The organism is Polaribacter sp. ALD11 (assembly GCF_002831685.1).
Taxonomy (GTDB): Bacteria; Bacteroidota; Bacteroidia; order Flavobacteriales; family Flavobacteriaceae; genus Polaribacter.
On the sequence record NZ_CP025119.1, the window covers coordinates 2,633,786 to 2,650,233 of the forward strand.

Sequence of the window (16,448 nt, forward strand, 5' to 3'; positions counted from 1 at the left end):
TGTTTTTAAGTCGTATTTTTGCAGTATAAACGAATATTATGGAGATTAAATTCTTTAAAAAATCGATTCCTACTTTTATATTTTTAGCAGTGTTTTCTGCGGTTGTTATTCCTATTTTTTATCATTTATTAAAGGTAGATACAAAGTTAAAAATTTACAATCCTGCAGATGTTAACCCAAGATTGGTAGATTTTTCTATGAAACACATTACCAAAGATCATACAGTTGCAGATTTTGAATTAACGAACCAGAATGGAGAAACTGTCACTAATAAAAATTATGAAAATAAAATTTACGTAGCAGATTTCTTTTTTACACGTTGCCAAACGATTTGCATTGCCATGGCATATAATATGAGTGAGTTACAAGATTTTTATAAAAATGATGCTGAGATTATGTTTCTTTCTCATTCTGTAACGCCTGTTATAGATAGTGTCTCTGTGCTAAAAGAATACGCAGAAAGAAAAGGAGTTATTAATGGTAAATGGAATGTTACTACAGGAAGTAAAAAACACATTTACGAACTTGCAAGAAAAAGTTATTTTGCTGTTTTAGATGAAGGTGACGGTGGTGAAAACGATTTTATTCACACAGAGCAATTTATTTTAGTAGACAAAGAAAGACGTATTCGTGGGTATTATGACGGTACCGAAAAAGAAGATATGTTAAAGTTGAAGAAAGATATTGTTTTGTTAAAGGAAGAATATGCTTCTAAATAACTTGTTTAGAATCATTCTAAATGAGTATCTTTGCTATCCAAATAAAAAACGTTGAGTACAATTGCATCTTTACACATTGGCGAAATGGGCTATATTTCTGAAGAATCTTTAGATTTTATTCCATTAAAATTATTAGAAATGGGTTGTTTACCTGGAGCAGAGGTAGAATTGGTGCAAATTGCGCCCTTAAAAGACCCTTTGTATATTTGCGTAAACGGAAGTCATTTGGCAATTAGAAAAGAAACAGCTTCAAAAATAAAAATCTTAAAAGCAAATTCGTAATGTCTAAAACCGATATAAAAGTTGCTTTAATTGGGAATCCTAACACAGGAAAAACATCACTATTTAATCAACTTACAGGTTTAAACCAGAAAGTTGGTAATTACCCAGGAGTAACTGTAGATAAAAAACAAGGTACAAGTAAGCTATCTTCTTCACAGAATGCTTTAATTACAGATCTACCAGGTACGTATAGTATAAACCCTACTTCTGTAGACGAAAGTATTGTTTTAAAAACCTTACTTAAAAAAGATATTAAAGAATCACCAGATGTAATTCTAGTAGTTGCAGATGTAGAGAATTTAAAAAGAAATTTATTACTTTTTTCACAAATAAAAGATTTAGAAATTCCGACGGTTTTGGCTATCAATATGGTAGATCAAATGACAAAAAAAGGAATTACTATTGATTTATCTGCACTAGAAAAAGAGCTAAATACAGAAGTTGTTCTAATTAGCGCAAGAAAAAATCAAGGAATAGACAACGTAAAAGCAGCAATTATTCGTTGTCATGTTGCAGCAAAAGCATCGCCTTTATGCGGAATAAATTCTAAAATTGATCCAGATTATTTTTCAAAATTAAAAGAAATTAGCCCAAATTATTCTTTGTATGAATTGTGGTTAATGGTTACTCAAAATAACTATCCAGATACCGTTAGTAAAGAAGAGAAGAGTAAACTTTTGGCTTTTAATCAAGATGTTTCTAAGTTGAAGAAATACCAACACAAAGAAACCATTTATCGTTATCAAGAAATTAATAAAATTTTAAAGAAAACATATATAATCGATAAAAGTAAAGCTACAGATGTAAGAGCAAAATTAGACAAGGTTTTTACACATAAAATCTTTGGTTATGCAATTTTCTTTCTAATTTTACTCGTTATTTTTCAATCTATATTCGATTTGGCAACCGTACCAATGGATTTTATTGATGCTACTTTTGCAGAATTCTCTGATTTTGTAAGAAACCAATTAGCACCAGGAGTTTTTACAGATTTATTGGCAGAAGGTATTATTCCGGGAATTGGTGGTGTTATTATTTTTATTCCACAAATAGCAATTTTATTCTTATTTATAGCTGTTTTAGAAGAAACTGGTTACATGAGTCGTGTGGTTTTTTTAATGGATAAAATTATGCGTCGTTTTGGTATGAATGGTAAAAGTGTTATCCCATTAATTTCTGGTACCGCTTGTGCAATACCTGCAATTATGGCAACCAGAACTATTTCTAGTTGGAAAGAGCGTTTGATAACTATTTTAGTAGTTCCGTTTACCACCTGTTCTGCGCGCCTACCAGTATATGCAATTTTAATATCTTTAGTTATTCCTAAGACTCAAATATTCGGATTTTTAAATTTGCAAGGTTTGGTTTTATTATCATTATATGGGTTGGGTTTTGCAACTGCTATTATAGCAGCGTATATTTTGCATAAAACATTAAAGGTAAAATCGAAGTCGTTTTTTGTCATAGAAATGCCGAATTACAAACTTCCTTCAATAAAAAATGTATTTTTTGATGTTGTAGAAAAGACAAAGGCATTTGTTTTCGGAGCAGGAAAAATAATTTTAGCACTGTCTATTGTGTTATGGTTTTTGGCTTCTAACGGACCAGAATCTTATAAAAATGCAGAAAAAAATACGATTGAAAATTTCGCTAATAAAAGTCTAAATGAAGACGAACTGAATCAAAAAATAGCATCTGCAAAATTAGAGAATTCTTATATTGGTATTATGGGTAAATCTATAGAACCTGCAATAAAACCTTTAGGATATGATTGGAAAATTGGTATTGCATTAATTACTTCTTTTGCAGCTCGTGAGGTTTTCGTAGGAACTTTAGCAACTATTTATAGTGTGGGGTCAGATGATGAAGATACCGCAACTATTAAAGAAAAAATGGCTTCTGAGGTAAATGAAAGTGGAGGCAAACTTTTTAACTTTCCTGTAGGAATGTCTTTGTTGGTTTTCTACGCTTTTGCCATGCAATGTATGGCAACTTTAGCGATTGTAAAGCGTGAAACTAAAACATGGAAATGGCCTTTAATTCAACTTTTTGGAATGACAGGATTGGCGTATATTTCCTCATTTATTATTTATCAAATATTAAGCTAATGCAAGAAATACTCGTATACTTATTATTACTTATTGCTGTGTTTTTTCTATTGAAGAAATATGTATTTCCGTCTAAGAAAAAAGGAGATTGTAGTTCTGGTTGTGATTGTCACTAATCTTAACAGAAAATTAATAACCTTTTTCTGTAATGATTTCTATTTTTGTGAGACTAGAAACATACAACGTAATAAAACATATTTAACAATGAAAAAATCAATCTTAGCGATTGCAATTTTTGCAATTACATTAATTAGCTCAACAGATACCTTTGCTCAGAAATGGAAAAAATTAGACGTAAGTCCTATGGATGCTTCTACATTTCCAGACAATTGGAGAGAATCTAACAAAGTATTAAAAGTAGTTTATGGTAGACCTCAATTAAAAGGAAGAGATCTTGATAAATTAGCGCCAATAGATAAGGTTTGGAGAACAGGTGCAAATGAAGCTGCAGAAATTACATTTTACAAAGATGTAGTTTTCGGAGGAAAAGAAGTGAAAGCAGGAAGCTATTCTTTGTTTACAATTCCGGTTGCAGAAGGAGATTGGACTGTTATTTTAAGTACAGCAAAGAATGTTTGGGGTCATTACACCTACAAACAAGAAGAAGATGTAGTTAGAGTTTCTGGGGTTGTTTCTAATTCAGATGAAAGCATAGAAGCGTTTTCTATGATGTTTGATGAAGATATGACTTTAAAAATGGGTTGGGCCAATACAGTAGTTTCTGTACCAATTAGTGCAGAAACTTCAGAAGATTAATTTCTTACGAAATACTATTTAAAATACCGTAAACATTGTTTGCGGTATTTTTTTGCTTAAAATTTAGCAGTTTACAAATGATAATCTTTACTAGAATAAATGTAAATTTGCGCACTTTAACAAAAGAATCAAATGCAATACAATCATCAAGAAATAGAAGAAAATTGGCAAAAGTTTTGGGCAGAAAACGAAACTTTTAAAGCTGAAAATAATTCTGAAAAGCCAAAATATTACGTATTAGATATGTTTCCTTACCCAAGTGGGGCAGGTTTACATGTTGGGCATCCTTTAGGATATATTGCAAGTGATATTTATGCACGTTACAAACGTCATAAAGGCTTTAATGTATTACATCCGCAAGGGTATGATTCTTTCGGTTTACCAGCAGAACAATATGCAATTCAAACTGGGCAGCATCCTGCAGAAACTACAGAAGCAAACATTACAACATATAGAAAACAATTAGATAAAATTGGTTTTTCTTTTGATTGGAGCAGAGAAGTGAGAACTTCGAACCCAGAATACTATAAATGGACGCAGTGGATTTTTATCCAATTATTTAATTCTTGGTACAATAAAGATACAGACAAAGCAGAAGATGTTTCTACCTTAATTTCTATATTTAAAAAGGAAGGAAATGCAACTGTAAATGCTGTTTCAGATGAAGATATAAAAACTTTTTCTTCGGAAGAATGGAAAGCGTTTTCAACCAAAGAACAAGAAGCAGTCTTATTACAATACCGTTTAACATTTTTGTCGGATACAGAAGTAAACTGGTGTCCTGGTTTAGGAACCGTTTTAGCAAATGACGAAATTGTAAACGGAGTTTCAGAAAGAGGAGGTCACCCAGTTGTTCGTAAAAAAATGACCCAATGGTCTATGCGAATTTCTGCATATGCACAACGTTTGTTAGATGGCTTAGAAAAAATCGATTGGCCACAACCACTTAAAGATTCTCAAACCAATTGGATTGGTAGATCTCAAGGAGCAATGGTTTCTTTTGATGTTGCAAATGGTTCTGAAAAAGCATCATCTGAAGTGAAGTTATCTTACAAAGAGTTAGAGGCTTTAAAAGAAATAAGACAAAATTCAACAAAAGCAGAAACTACGCTTTGGAATGAATTAAAAAATAAAAAAGGAGCTTCAAAGTTTAGAAGAAAATATACAATTGGTACATTTTTAGTAGATTATGTTTGTATTGCTAAAAACTTAATTGTAGAACTTTCTGGTAAAGAAGATGAAGTAGCAAGAGATCTTTATTTTGCAAGCGAAGGTTTTAATGTAGTTCATTTTACAAATGAAGAAGTAATTGAAAATGTACTTGGAGCAGTTTCTAAAATTAATTCGGCAATTCAATTTCCAAAAGCAATTGAAAAAAATGAAGAAAAAGATGTTACTGTAAAAGAAGAAAATCAATATAAAATTGATGTTTTTACAACAAGACCAGATACTATTTACGGTGTAAGTTTTATGACACTGGCGCCAGAGCACGAATTGGTGTCAAAAATTACAACAGACGCTCAAAAAGCAGACGTTGCAAACTATATTACAGCAACAGCAAAACGTTCTGAACGTGATAGAATGGCAGATGTAAAAACCATTTCTGGTGCATTTACAGGTGCCTTTGCAATTCACCCTTTTTCTGGTGAAAAGGTTCAAATTTGGATTGGAGATTATGTGTTGGCAAATTATGGTACAGGAGCAGTTATGGCAGTTCCTTGTGGAGATCAACGTGATTATGATTTTGCAAAACACTTTAACATTCCAATTCCTAATATTTTTGAAGGTGTAGATATTTCTGAAGAAGCACACACAGGAAAAGACGGAACAAAAATTGCAAATTCAGATTTTTTATCAGGATTAAAATATAAGAAAGCATTAAAATTAGCCATTTTCGAAATGGAGAAACGTGGCTTTGGTTACGGAAAAATAAACTACCGTTTGCGTGATGCTGTTTTTAGCAGACAACGTTATTGGGGAGAACCTTTTCCTGTATATTATAAAGACGGAATGCCACAAATGATTGATGCAGAACACCTGCCAATCGTATTGCCAGAAGTAGAAAAATACTTGCCAACTGAAGACGGAAAACCGCCTTTAGGAAATGCAACACAATGGGCTTGGGATTCTAGAGGAAAGAAAGTTGTTTCTAACGATAAGTTAAAAAATAAAACTGTTTTTCCATTAGAATTAAACACCATGCCTGGGTGGGCAGGAAGTTCTTGGTACTTTAACAGGTACATGGATGCTACAAATACTACTGAATTTGCAAGTAAAGAATCTTTAGAATATTGGAAGGAAGTCGATTTATATATTGGAGGATCTGAGCATGCAACAGGGCATTTATTATATGCGCGTTTTTGGCAAAAATTCTTGTTCGATAAAGGAATTGTACCTGTAGATGAGTTTGCTAAAAAACTGATTAATCAGGGAATGATTTTGGGGACTAGTGCTTTTGTTTATAGAATCTTTTATTCTATAAAGAATCAAAAAACAGATGAAGTTATTATAAATAAAAAGAATCTTTTTATTTCAGAAGAAACATACAATGAAATTCTATCAGGAAAAAAAGATTTAGCTACAGATACTGTTAAGCCTTTTATTAATGAAGAGTTATTAGAAAAAATATCATCAAAAGAGTTGCACCTTATAGCAATTCCAGCAAAGTCCCACGCAGATGTTTCATTAGTAAATTCTTCAGATGAATTAGATGTTGAAGAGTTTAAAAACCACCCTTTAAACGCCGATTATAAAAATGCTGAATTCATTTTAGAAGAAGGTGTTTACAAAGTAGGGCGTGAAGTAGAGAAAATGTCTAAATCGAAGTACAATGTTGTAAATCCGGATGATATTGTAACAGAATATGGTGCAGATGCATTGCGTTTGTTCGAAATGTTTTTAGGTCCTTTAGAACAAGCAAAACCTTGGAAAACTTCTGGTATTTCTGGTGTTTCATCATTCTTAAAGAAATTATGGAAACTGTATTTTAACGAAGAGGTTTTTGAAGTTTCAGAAGAAAAAGCAACAAAAGAAGAGTTGAAGGTTTTACATAAAACAATAAAGAAAGTAGAAGAAGACATCGAGAATTTCTCTTTTAACACGTCGGTTTCTACCTTTATGATTGCGGTAAACGAGTTAACTGCTTTAAAATGTAATAAGAAAGAAATTTTAGAACCTTTATTGGTTTTATTATCGCCTTATGCACCACATATTTCAGAAGAATTATGGAATAAATTAGGAAATAAAACATCAATTTCTACAGCTAATTTCCCTGTTTTTGAAGCGAAACACTTGGTAGAAAGTGCTAAGAATTATCCAATTTCTTTCAACGGAAAAATGCGTTTTACTTTAGAGCTTCCGTTAGATTTATCGAAAGAGGAAATAGAAAAAGTAGTAATGGAAAACGAGAAAACAATTGCACAATTAGAAGGAAATACTCCTAAAAAAGTAATTATTGTTCCTGGTAAAATTATAAACATCGTTATTTAAGGTTTTGTCTTTTTATTTTGAATCTTTTTCATAAATCAAAAGAGCTACTTTTACAATATCAATAAATATATCTTAAAAGTCATTACAGCATTTGTAATGACTTTTTTATTTGGTTATCTTTAGCTAAATTTTAAAAAATCTTCTCTTTAGGTACAATTTTTGAAGAGCATTAAAAAACATAAAATTTGAATCGTTTTAAGAATATTTCTTTAAAAATCCGCATCTTTTTATCCATGATATTATTGGTGTTATTGGCATCCATTTTAATTTTGGTAGTAACGGTCTATCAGTATGATTTACAAACAACAGATTATAATATTCAACGTTTTGAACGTAAAGAAGCGATTGCAAAAGAAATTATAGAATTAGAACTTGCAAATAAAACTAGTTACGCTGTTAGTACAGAAAATTTACCCAAGATTTTTCAAAATAGAATTTATGAAATTTCGTCTATAAATAAATTAAACATTACCATTTATAATTTAGAAGGAAGGTTGTTAAAAACATCATTTGGTAATGCTTTTGAGAAAATAGACAAGACACCATTAACAGATTTTATTGTGTCTGATTTAGCGCAAAATTCTAACCATAGAGTTTTTAATAACAAAGAAATTGCTGGTACAAGTTATCAAACATCCTACTCTTACATAAATGACCCGAAATTTAAAAGAATTGGTATTTTAGAATTACAGTTTACACAAGATAATTCAGAAATTGAGCACGAGCTGAAAGAATTTATTTACAGATTAAGTTTGGTTTATTTATTAATGTTCTTGTTAGCAATTTCATTTGCCTATTTTTTATCAAGTTACATTACACGTTCTATAAAAACCATTTCAGACAAAATGCAACAAACGCGTTTAAATGAAAGAAATGAGAAAATTATATTAAATAAAGCAAGTTCAGAAATAGAGGTTTTAGTAGATGCTTATAATCATATGATAGATCAGTTAGAGGAAAGTGCTGTTAGATTAGCTAAAAGTGAACGAGAGCAGGCTTGGAGAGAAATGGCGAAACAAGTTGCGCATGAAATTAAAAACCCGCTAACACCAATGCGATTAACGGTGCAAAGTTTCGAGCGAAAATTCGATCCGAAAGACGAAAATGTAAAAGAAAAATTAGCAGAATATAGTGAAACTTTAATTCAGCAAATAGACGTTATGAGCTCTATTGCTTCTGCTTTTTCTGATTTTGCGAAGATGCCAACACAAAAAAGAGAGAAGATTGAAGTAATTGGTGTTGTTAAGTTGGCGTTAGATATTTTTAATGAAGATTCTATAAAATATTATCCGCAAGAAAAAGAATTATTTGCCAATTTAGATAAAACACAGTTAATTAGAATTGTAACTAATTTGGTAAAAAATGCGAGTCAGGCTATTGATAAGCAGGAAAACCCTTTAATAGAAGTTAAAGTTTATTCTGAAGGGAATGCTGTTAAAATAACAATTTCAGACAATGGAAAAGGAATTTCTGAAGATGTAAAAGAGTTGATTTTTGAACCTAAATTTACAACTAAATCAAGCGGAATGGGCTTAGGTTTAGGGATTATAAAAAATATTATAGAAGCTTATGATGGTACTATTTCCTTTACTTCAAAAGTAGGAATTGGAACTGTTTTTACAGTGATTCTACCAAAAACCTAAGGCATGTAAGTTTCTGCAGTTTACAGTAAAATAAAATTTAATAATTTACCTTTAGAGCAGCCTAAAGGTCTTAAAATCTTAATAAAAATGAATTTCGAAAATATTTTAGTTTCTAAGAATAATAACTTAGCACAAATAACAATTAACAGACCAAAAAAATTAAATGCTTTAAATAAGGCAACTATAGAAGAGTTGCATCAAGCTTTTGACGCTTTAGAAAGCGATGTAGCTGTAAAAGCTATTATTATTACCGGAAGTGGAGAAAAAGCATTTGTTGCAGGTGCAGATATTTCTGAGTTTGCACATTTTTCTGTTGACGAAGGGAGTAACTTAGCTAGAAAAGGACAAGAAATATTGTTCAATTTTGTAGCCAATTTAGCAACGCCAGTAATTGCTGCAATTAATGGCTTTGCTTTGGGTGGAGGTTTAGAGTTGGCAATGGCTTGTCATTTTAGAATTGCATCAGACAATGCAAAAATGGGTTTACCAGAAGTTTCTTTAGGTGTAATTCCTGGTTATGGAGGTACACAACGTTTGCCGCAGTTAGTTGGTAAAGGTAAAGCAATGGAGATGATTATGACTGCAGGTATGATTTCTGCAGAAGATGCAAAAAATTCTGGTTTGGTAAACCATGTAACCACACAAGAAGAGTTGTTGCCATTAGCAGAAAAGATTGCAGGTAAAATTTTAAGAAACTCTTCTGTAGCAATTAGTGCAGCAATTGTTGCTGTAAACGCAAATTTCGAAGATGGTGTAAACGGTTTTGATACAGAAATTAAAGCCTTTGGAGACTGTTTCGGGACCGAAGATTTTAAAGAAGGAACTACTGCGTTTTTAGAAAAAAGAAAGCCTAATTTCTCTGGAAATTAAATATTAAATTTTTTTAAAAAAAAAGCGAGCCAATTATGGCTCGCTTTTTACATTAAATTATACCACTAGTTTGTTGTGGGATTAAAATTTTTTAGAGATTAAAATCTTGTGCATAGTATCTATTGTTACTGTAAATTACAACTCTGTAATCTCCTTTTAACTCTTTAGAAACTCTATAAACTCTCTTTAAGATACTGGTAGAACTTACAACTGTTTCAGAATGAATAACTTCATTTTTGTAATAAAGTTTTACTTTTAAAGGCTCTTTATCAAAATCTATTTTAGAAATTAAAATTAAGTTGTTTTCAATTCTAATTACTGGTTTAAAAATTGTTTTCTCTTCTTTAAATGTAACCTCTCTATTTAATACTGTAAAAGTTTTTATAATAATCTCATAATCTTTTTCTAATTCAGTAGTATAATTTCCCTCTTCTATTTTAGATAAATCAAATATTTGAGAGTATGTTCCAGAATTTTCAATTTCCTGACTATATATTATAGCACCATTTTTATTTTTTATAGAGATCGTTTGTCCTTTTTTTACTGTTTCAAAGGCTACTCTTACTTTTTTACTCTTTATTAGATTCGTATTGTTTTCGGTTGCGTAGTTTATTAATGTTCCAAACATCATAACTACTACTAAGTACTTTTTAATTATTGTTTTCATATTATTTAAATTCATTGTTGTGAACACTACAAATCTAGTACAGATTTGAAACCTAGAAAACAGCTAAATTGATAAATATGTATGCTAAATTACCAAAATACCTAATGTTAAGTTAATGTTAAGTTAATATAGTGTATATTAAGGTTAATTTTATGTATTTATTCCTATTAAGTATTGTAATTTTGTTTTTTTAAACAATTTTAAAATGAAGATAAAACCGACATTAGAAAAAATTACGCCAAGTTTTGGAAGTTCTTTGTTAGTTAAAAAGCACGTTGAGTTTTTAAAGGAAAATAAGGCCTTTTGGCATTTTCATCCAGAAATAGAAATTGTTTATGTAAACAAAGGAAAAGGAAAAAGACATATTGGTAACCATATTAGTTATTTTAATAACAGTCAATTAGTTTTAATTGGTTCTAATTTACCTCATTTAGGCTTTATGGATCGTTTAACAACCAACGGCTCTGAAACACTTATACAATTTAAACCAGATTTTTTAGGAGTAGATTTTTTTAAGATTCCAGAAATGATTGCTATAGAACAACTTTTTGAACGTGCAAAAAAAGGAATTCGCTTTAATACTGAAATAAAGAAAAGAATAGGTGCTAAAATTGAAGAATTAGTAGATTTAGAAGGACCTGATAGAATTATTTCTTTCTTACATATTTTAAAAGAATTAGCGCAAACAGATGATTACACTATATTAAATGCAGACGGTTTTGCTTTTGAAACACAACCACAGGATAGTAGTAAGATAGATGTAATTTTTAAACATATAAATGAGAATTTTAAACAACATATAAGTTTAGATGAAATTGCAAGTTTGGTTAGTATGACAGCTCCTGCTTTTTGTCGATTTTTTAAAAAAACAACCTCTAAAACATTTACAAAGCTGGTAAATGAATATAGAGTTGTGCATGCTACAAAATTACTTTCCGAAAGTAATATGAGTATTACAGATATTTGTTTTGAGTGTGGTTTTAATAATTTTTCTCATTTTAATAAATTATTTAAAGAATTTACTGGAAAATCTGCATCAAAATATAGAGGTGAAATGTTAAGCCTTGTTCAATAAATAATAGAACTGAAAAAACTTCAAAATAATAAATTTAGAAACATTAAAACACCATTAATTTACTAAAAATAAATTTAACAGTGTTTTAATGTGTTTTTTTCCGGGTGTTGTTATAACTATATTGTAGTAAATTTAAAGTCGCTTAAAACTATTTTAATGAATCTGTTTTTAATAGTTTAAATTTATTTATTTACGAAAACAATAAATAAAAACTATTTCAATCCATTCCACTCATCATAGAATTGTTTTAGATAGGTCTTCATAAAGTCGTGTCTTTGAGAAGCTATTTTTTTACCAGAAGTTGTATTCATTTTATCTTTTAGTAATAATAATTTCTCATAAAAATGATTAATTGTTGGTGCATCAGATTTTTTATACTCCTCTTTTGTCATTTCTAAATTTGGAATAATTTCTGGATTATACAAAGCTCTATTTTTAAAACCACCATAATTAAAGCAACGAGCAATACCAATTGCACCAATTGCATCTAATCTATCTGCATCTTGTACAACCTCTAATTCTTTAGAAGTAAACTTTTCAACTCCTTTTTCAAAGGAATTTTTAAAAGAAATATGGTTAATTATGTGTACAACGTGCTCAATAATTTCTATAGTAACTTCTTGTTTTTCAAGGAATTCGGTAGCTACCTTTGGACCTACGGTTTCATCACCATTATAAAATTTTGGATCTGCAATATCGTGTAAAAGTGCTGCTAAAGAAACTACAAAAACATCTACCTTTTCCTCTTTAGAAATTAAAATTGAGTTTTTAAAAACACGTTCTATATGAAACCAATCGTGGCCACCTTCAGCGCCTTTTAACTCCTGTTTTACGAACTGAATTGTATTTTCAATGATGCTATTTTTATCCATTTTACAAAAATATTAAAAATGAATTTATAGATTAGATATACATTCATAAAAAATATTATTTTTTATAAATAGCCATTACTGGTATATCTAAATTATTTATTAAATCTTCTGCTAAACTAAACGTAAAAAAACGTTGGTATAAGTTACGTTCTTGGTTTAATAAACAAATAATATCTATGTTTTTTTCTTTGCAATATTCTGATAATGACTTCTTTAGATTTATACTATCTATTGAAACAAACTTAGTTTTTTTGTAGCTTACATTTAAATTTTCTTTAAACTTGGTCATCAAAGGAGTAATAGATTCTCCATGTGCTAAATCGAAATGAACAACGTGTAACATGGCACTAAATTCTTTAGCAACTTTAGTTAGTTTTTCTAAGGGAATAATCTCCTCGTCTCTATAATCTACTAAGAACATAATATTATTAAGTTCTCCATCAAATTTTGCATTTGCAGGAACAGCAATCACTGGCTTGTCTATTTCTTCTAAAATTTTAATGGTATTTGTTTCCATAAAAATATTAAATAGGCTGCTGTTTCCTGTGTTGCGAGTTCCCATTATAATAATTTCAATTTTATCATCTCGTTTGGCAACATAATTAAATAATGAGTTAACAAAAACACCTTGGTCTACAATGTATTTAACCTTTAAATTACCTTTTGTACTGGCTTTAATCAGTTTTTCAAACGGAGGAAATTTATCTTTTTTATTTCTAAAATTATCGATATCAATTTTATCATAAATAGATCGTGTTTTTTCATCAACCGAAACATCTTCATGGTAAGAGTGGTACACAATTAAAGTAGCATCTAATTTTTGAGCATACGCCATAGCGTAAGCAAATGCGTTTAAAGAAATTTCTGAAAAGTCTGTTGGAAATAATATGTTTTTCATGCTATTATATTTTTAAAATGATACTTTAAGATTTAATTAGAGTGAAGTTGCTATAAATTTAACACCATAAACTAGTGCTATACTTACTACAAGGCCTATAAATACTTTAAACAAATCTTTACCTAAACTTTTAAACATGTCTTTACGGGCTTCATTTCTACGTAATACAAAGTTTAATGCAATTTCTCTACCCGCTAAAATTCCGATAAATACCCAAGTAGTGCTCATTGGTACGTTGTTAAGTTCTTTAAAGTAGAAGAGTACAATACCGTAGGTAAAATCAATTAAAGTTGCAGCACGAATATCTACTGTATTGGTTTTTGATCGAATAATGCTTTGTATTGCACCACCCTTAGAGGCAATAATGTAGGCTAACAACGCTAAAATTATAATTAAGGATCCAATTAATTCCCAAACACTTAAAGTTCTTGGTAGGTAAACATAGATGTTTGCAAAATCTTGAATTAACCACTGGGACCATAAAAACCCAGTAGACAACCACTGTAAGGCAGTCCAGATATTTCTCTGTTTATTTGTAATTGGGTTTTCAATAAATTTCTTTTCAACACTTTTAGATATAATTAAATACAGTACAATTGCGGTTCCGAAAGCTACCAAATAACCAGACATCGATTTTACAACCATATCTGTTAAGTTTTTCTCATTAAAAAAAGTAAGTATTAAAAAAGAGGTGCTTACAGGGATTCCGGTGCGTGTTAAAAGCATTAATACGATTGGAGGTAAAATATAATACCAAGCAAAAGGTTGTGGCAGTGGGTATTTTACCAATCTACCATAAGAAACATCTCCATTATGTGTAATGTATCCGTAAATTAAAGTTATAGCGAGTATACTGCCAGCAAAGATCCATAAAACCCACCATTTTTTACGCTCATTCGAACTTAAAAAAGTTCCTAATGTTTGTATTGTATCATTTCCTACAACAGAATACGCTGCTAAAATAAAGCCTAAATACATTACTGTTAATTCCATAAATAAAATAAATTAGTTATAAGTATAAATACAAGCAAAGGAAATTTTTAATTAAAAATAGTGTATTACTTAAAAATTAAATAAACGTAAATTTATGGGTTTCAGAGCTTAAAAACCTACATAATTTTGGTTTGAAAGCAAATTTTAAGAAATAAAAAACCCACGCAACTTTGCGTGGGTTTTATTTGAAATTATTTATTAGTGGATAATTACTTTCTTAAAGCCAATTCTTTTTCTATTTTTTTCATTTCATTAAACATATATACACTCATCGGAATAAAGAATAAAGGCAAAAAAGTATGAAAAGAAAGTCCGTTTTCAATAGTAGAAAAAATTGCAAAAACAATCATTAAAAGAATCACAACACCTTTTATTGCAAACATTGTTTTCTGAGATTTTAATTTCTTTAGTAATTCTTCTTTTGTGTAGGTAGCTAATGCCATAAAATTAATTTTAGTAAAAATAAAAAATCCACTCTAATTTTGAGTGGATTTTTTTAAAAGTCTTTTGTTTTAAAAAGGATTCTAGCAAAACTCCTCATAAGCTTGCGCTAAATTCTGAGCAATCATTTGTGCAGATCTACCCTCTATATGATGTCTCTCTAACATATGTACTAAATTACCATCTTTAAACAAAGCAATTGCTGGTGAAGATGGAGGGAAAGGAATCATATACTCACGTGCTTTTTGTGTAGATTCTTTTTCTACACCTGCAAAAACAGTAGTTAAGTTTGTAGGCGTTTTCTCTGCGCCTAAAGAAGCAATTGCTCCTGGTCTAGCAGTACCAGCTGCACAACCACAAACCGAGTTTACCATTACCAAGGTTGTTCCTTTTTTAGACATTGCGTTATCAACGTCTTCACTTGTATATAGTGCTTCAAAACCTGCGTTTGTTAATTCTTCGCGCATTGGTTTTACTAATTCTTCTGGATACATAATTATTATAATTTTAAAAATACAAAGATAGGTATTTGTTTGTCAAAATTCAACATACTTAAAAGTGGTAGTTTCGATAGAAATATCAATAAAATTGATGCCGATTAATTTTTTAAAAGCAGATAAGCTTCTGTGTGTTTTCTTTTTAGGTATGTTTTTTTTAATAAAAAACTCAAGTTACACTCTTTTTTTGTTCTTCTCAAAAAAAAACATCAAATAAATGCAGCAATCTCTCATGAGAAACTAGAACATTTTAAAAAAAGAACATTATAAGTCTATTACTTTGTAACTTTGCCGCTCTTAAAAAAAAATAAAAAGTATATGGGAAGTTTTACAAAATGGTTAGGTGCAGGATTAGGGTTTACGTTTGGAGGTCCAATAGGAGCTGCACTTGGTTTTGCAATTGGTAGTTTTGTAGATGGTTTTTCTGAAGAAGATTTAAAATTAGAACAAGGTAACTATCAAAAAGACCAACAAGGCAGAAATCATGTAGATACACAATCTGGCGATTTTGAAATGAGCTTGTTAGTCTTAGCATCTATTGTTATAAAATCTGATGGCAAAGTAGATCAAAGAGAACTAGATTTTGTACGAGCACAATTTACAGGTATGTATGGTAAAGAGCGAGCTAATAATGCCTTTAAGCTTTTTAAAGGTATTGTAAAAAAAGAAATTTCTGCAAGACAAGTTTGCATGCAAATAAGAAGTCATATGCCACACGCATCTCGTTTACAGTTATTGCATTTCTTATTTGGTATTGCAAAAGCAGACGGTTTTGTTACGGAAAGTGAAGTAGAGGAAATAAGGAAAATTGCAGGATATTTGTATATAAATGATAGGGATTATAGCTCTATAAAAGCGATGTTTTATGATGAATCGGATAATGCTTTTAAGATTTTAGAAATTACAAAAGAGGCTTCTAATGACGATGTTAAAAAGGCGTATAGAAGAATGGTGAAAAAATACCACCCAGATAAATTACAAGGTCTGGGCGAAGAACATTTAAAAGGAGCAAATGAAAAGTTTCAAAGTATTCAAGAATCTTATGATAGAATAAAAAAAGAAAGAGGAATTTAATATTTTAGATATTCTGTTTATTAATTTAGATTTATTTAATTTTCCTTAAATTTGGTACAGGCCC

The 16,448-nt window shown here is 30.0% G+C and carries 15 protein-coding genes; 9 read left to right on the forward strand and 6 right to left on the reverse strand.

What is annotated here, in order from left to right; translation table 11 throughout:
• Positions 1 to 38: 38 nt before the first annotated feature.
• The 7 genes from CW731_RS11700 (at position 39) to CW731_RS11735 (ending at position 9,867) form a co-directional block, all read left to right on the forward strand.
• Positions 39 to 719 carry an SCO family protein gene (locus CW731_RS11700; protein ID WP_100946904.1) on the forward strand — a complete coding sequence of 227 codons (681 nt, stop codon included), beginning with the start codon at positions 39 to 41 and terminating at the stop codon, positions 717 to 719.
• Positions 720 to 770: 51 nt separating this feature from the next.
• Complete coding sequence (locus CW731_RS11705; RefSeq protein WP_100946905.1) at positions 771 to 1,001, forward strand: FeoA family protein; 231 nt, start codon at positions 771 to 773, stop codon at positions 999 to 1,001.
• Complete coding sequence (gene feoB, locus CW731_RS11710) at positions 1,001 to 3,109, forward strand: ferrous iron transport protein B (protein WP_100946906.1); 2,109 nt, start codon at positions 1,001 to 1,003, stop codon at positions 3,107 to 3,109. Before CW731_RS11705 ends, feoB begins: the two co-directional genes overlap by 1 nt.
• Before the next feature lie 204 nt (positions 3,110 to 3,313).
• A complete protein-coding gene (locus CW731_RS11720) occupies positions 3,314 to 3,865 on the forward strand; it encodes a DUF2911 domain-containing protein (protein WP_100946908.1) in 552 nt (183 codons plus the stop codon).
• Between the two features lie 132 nt (positions 3,866 to 3,997).
• Entirely contained in the window at positions 3,998 to 7,354 is a 3,357-nt protein-coding gene (locus CW731_RS11725) for a class I tRNA ligase family protein (RefSeq protein WP_100946909.1), read from the forward strand.
• A gap of 233 nt (positions 7,355 to 7,587) precedes the next feature.
• Complete coding sequence (locus CW731_RS11730; protein WP_100946910.1) at positions 7,588 to 8,997, forward strand: PAS domain-containing sensor histidine kinase; 1,410 nt, start codon at positions 7,588 to 7,590, stop codon at positions 8,995 to 8,997.
• 87 nt (positions 8,998 to 9,084) lie between these two features.
• Complete coding sequence (locus CW731_RS11735) at positions 9,085 to 9,867, forward strand: enoyl-CoA hydratase/isomerase family protein (protein ID WP_100946911.1); 783 nt, start codon at positions 9,085 to 9,087, stop codon at positions 9,865 to 9,867.
• Between the two features lie 91 nt (positions 9,868 to 9,958).
• Here the strand turns inward: CW731_RS11735 and CW731_RS11740 are convergent, their stop codons facing one another.
• Positions 9,959 to 10,534 carry a DUF3244 domain-containing protein gene (locus CW731_RS11740; protein WP_100947697.1) on the reverse strand — a complete coding sequence of 192 codons (576 nt, stop codon included), beginning with the start codon at positions 10,532 to 10,534 and terminating at the stop codon, positions 9,959 to 9,961.
• A gap of 205 nt (positions 10,535 to 10,739) precedes the next feature.
• Here CW731_RS11740 and CW731_RS11745 point away from each other — a divergent pair, with 205 nt between their 5' ends.
• Positions 10,740 to 11,609, forward strand: coding sequence for an AraC family transcriptional regulator (locus CW731_RS11745; protein WP_198519817.1), 870 nt, complete (start codon positions 10,740 to 10,742; stop codon positions 11,607 to 11,609).
• Positions 11,610 to 11,821: 212 nt separating this feature from the next.
• On the opposite strand, the gene CW731_RS11750 is transcribed toward CW731_RS11745, so the two are convergent.
• The 5 genes from CW731_RS11750 to CW731_RS11770 form a co-directional block, all read right to left on the reverse strand.
• Positions 11,822 to 12,481 (reverse strand): HD domain-containing protein, encoded by a 660-nt coding sequence (locus tag CW731_RS11750; RefSeq protein ID WP_100946912.1) that lies wholly within the window; start codon positions 12,479 to 12,481, stop codon positions 11,822 to 11,824.
• 55 nt (positions 12,482 to 12,536) lie between these two features.
• Complete coding sequence (locus CW731_RS11755; protein ID WP_100946913.1) at positions 12,537 to 13,379, reverse strand: universal stress protein; 843 nt, start codon at positions 13,377 to 13,379, stop codon at positions 12,537 to 12,539.
• Positions 13,380 to 13,415: 36 nt separating this feature from the next.
• Positions 13,416 to 14,372, reverse strand: a complete 957-nt coding sequence (locus CW731_RS11760; RefSeq protein ID WP_100946914.1) for a hypothetical protein — start codon at positions 14,370 to 14,372, stop codon at positions 13,416 to 13,418.
• A 209-nt stretch (positions 14,373 to 14,581) separates the two neighbouring features.
• Positions 14,582 to 14,815, reverse strand: a complete 234-nt coding sequence (locus CW731_RS11765) for a hypothetical protein (RefSeq protein ID WP_100946915.1) — start codon at positions 14,813 to 14,815, stop codon at positions 14,582 to 14,584.
• Positions 14,816 to 14,896: 81 nt separating this feature from the next.
• Positions 14,897 to 15,307, reverse strand: a complete 411-nt coding sequence (locus CW731_RS11770; RefSeq protein WP_100946916.1) for a BrxA/BrxB family bacilliredoxin — start codon at positions 15,305 to 15,307, stop codon at positions 14,897 to 14,899.
• Between the two features lie 321 nt (positions 15,308 to 15,628).
• On the opposite strand from CW731_RS11770, the gene CW731_RS11775 reads away from it, so the two are divergent.
• A complete protein-coding gene (locus tag CW731_RS11775) occupies positions 15,629 to 16,384 on the forward strand; it encodes a TerB family tellurite resistance protein (RefSeq protein WP_100946917.1) in 756 nt (251 codons plus the stop codon).
• Positions 16,385 to 16,448: the final 64 nt, after the last annotated feature.

Excerpts from the sequence above, each read along its gene's own strand:
- feoB (WP_100946906.1), top strand. The coding sequence starts at position 1,001 with ATGTCTAAAACCGATATAAAAGTTGCTTTAATTGGGAATCCTAACACA.
- CW731_RS11720 (WP_100946908.1), top strand. The coding sequence starts at position 3,314 with ATGAAAAAATCAATCTTAGCGATTGCAATTTTTGCAATTACATTAATT.
- CW731_RS11735 (WP_100946911.1), top strand. The coding sequence starts at position 9,085 with ATGAATTTCGAAAATATTTTAGTTTCTAAGAATAATAACTTAGCACAA.
- CW731_RS11770 (WP_100946916.1), bottom strand. The coding sequence starts at position 15,307 with ATGTATCCAGAAGAATTAGTAAAACCAATGCGCGAAGAATTAACAAAC.
- CW731_RS11755 (WP_100946913.1), bottom strand. The coding sequence starts at position 13,379 with ATGAAAAACATATTATTTCCAACAGACTTTTCAGAAATTTCTTTAAAC.
- CW731_RS11725 (WP_100946909.1), top strand. The coding sequence starts at position 3,998 with ATGCAATACAATCATCAAGAAATAGAAGAAAATTGGCAAAAGTTTTGG.
- CW731_RS11760 (WP_100946914.1), bottom strand. The coding sequence starts at position 14,372 with ATGGAATTAACAGTAATGTATTTAGGCTTTATTTTAGCAGCGTATTCT.
- CW731_RS11745 (WP_198519817.1), top strand. The coding sequence starts at position 10,740 with ATGAAGATAAAACCGACATTAGAAAAAATTACGCCAAGTTTTGGAAGT.
- CW731_RS11700 (WP_100946904.1), top strand. The coding sequence starts at position 39 with ATGGAGATTAAATTCTTTAAAAAATCGATTCCTACTTTTATATTTTTA.
- CW731_RS11750 (WP_100946912.1), bottom strand. The coding sequence starts at position 12,481 with ATGGATAAAAATAGCATCATTGAAAATACAATTCAGTTCGTAAAACAG.
- CW731_RS11740 (WP_100947697.1), bottom strand. The coding sequence starts at position 10,534 with ATGAAAACAATAATTAAAAAGTACTTAGTAGTAGTTATGATGTTTGGA.
- CW731_RS11765 (WP_100946915.1), bottom strand. The coding sequence starts at position 14,815 with ATGGCATTAGCTACCTACACAAAAGAAGAATTACTAAAGAAATTAAAA.
- CW731_RS11775 (WP_100946917.1), top strand. The coding sequence starts at position 15,629 with ATGGGAAGTTTTACAAAATGGTTAGGTGCAGGATTAGGGTTTACGTTT.
- CW731_RS11730 (WP_100946910.1), top strand. The coding sequence starts at position 7,588 with ATGATATTATTGGTGTTATTGGCATCCATTTTAATTTTGGTAGTAACG.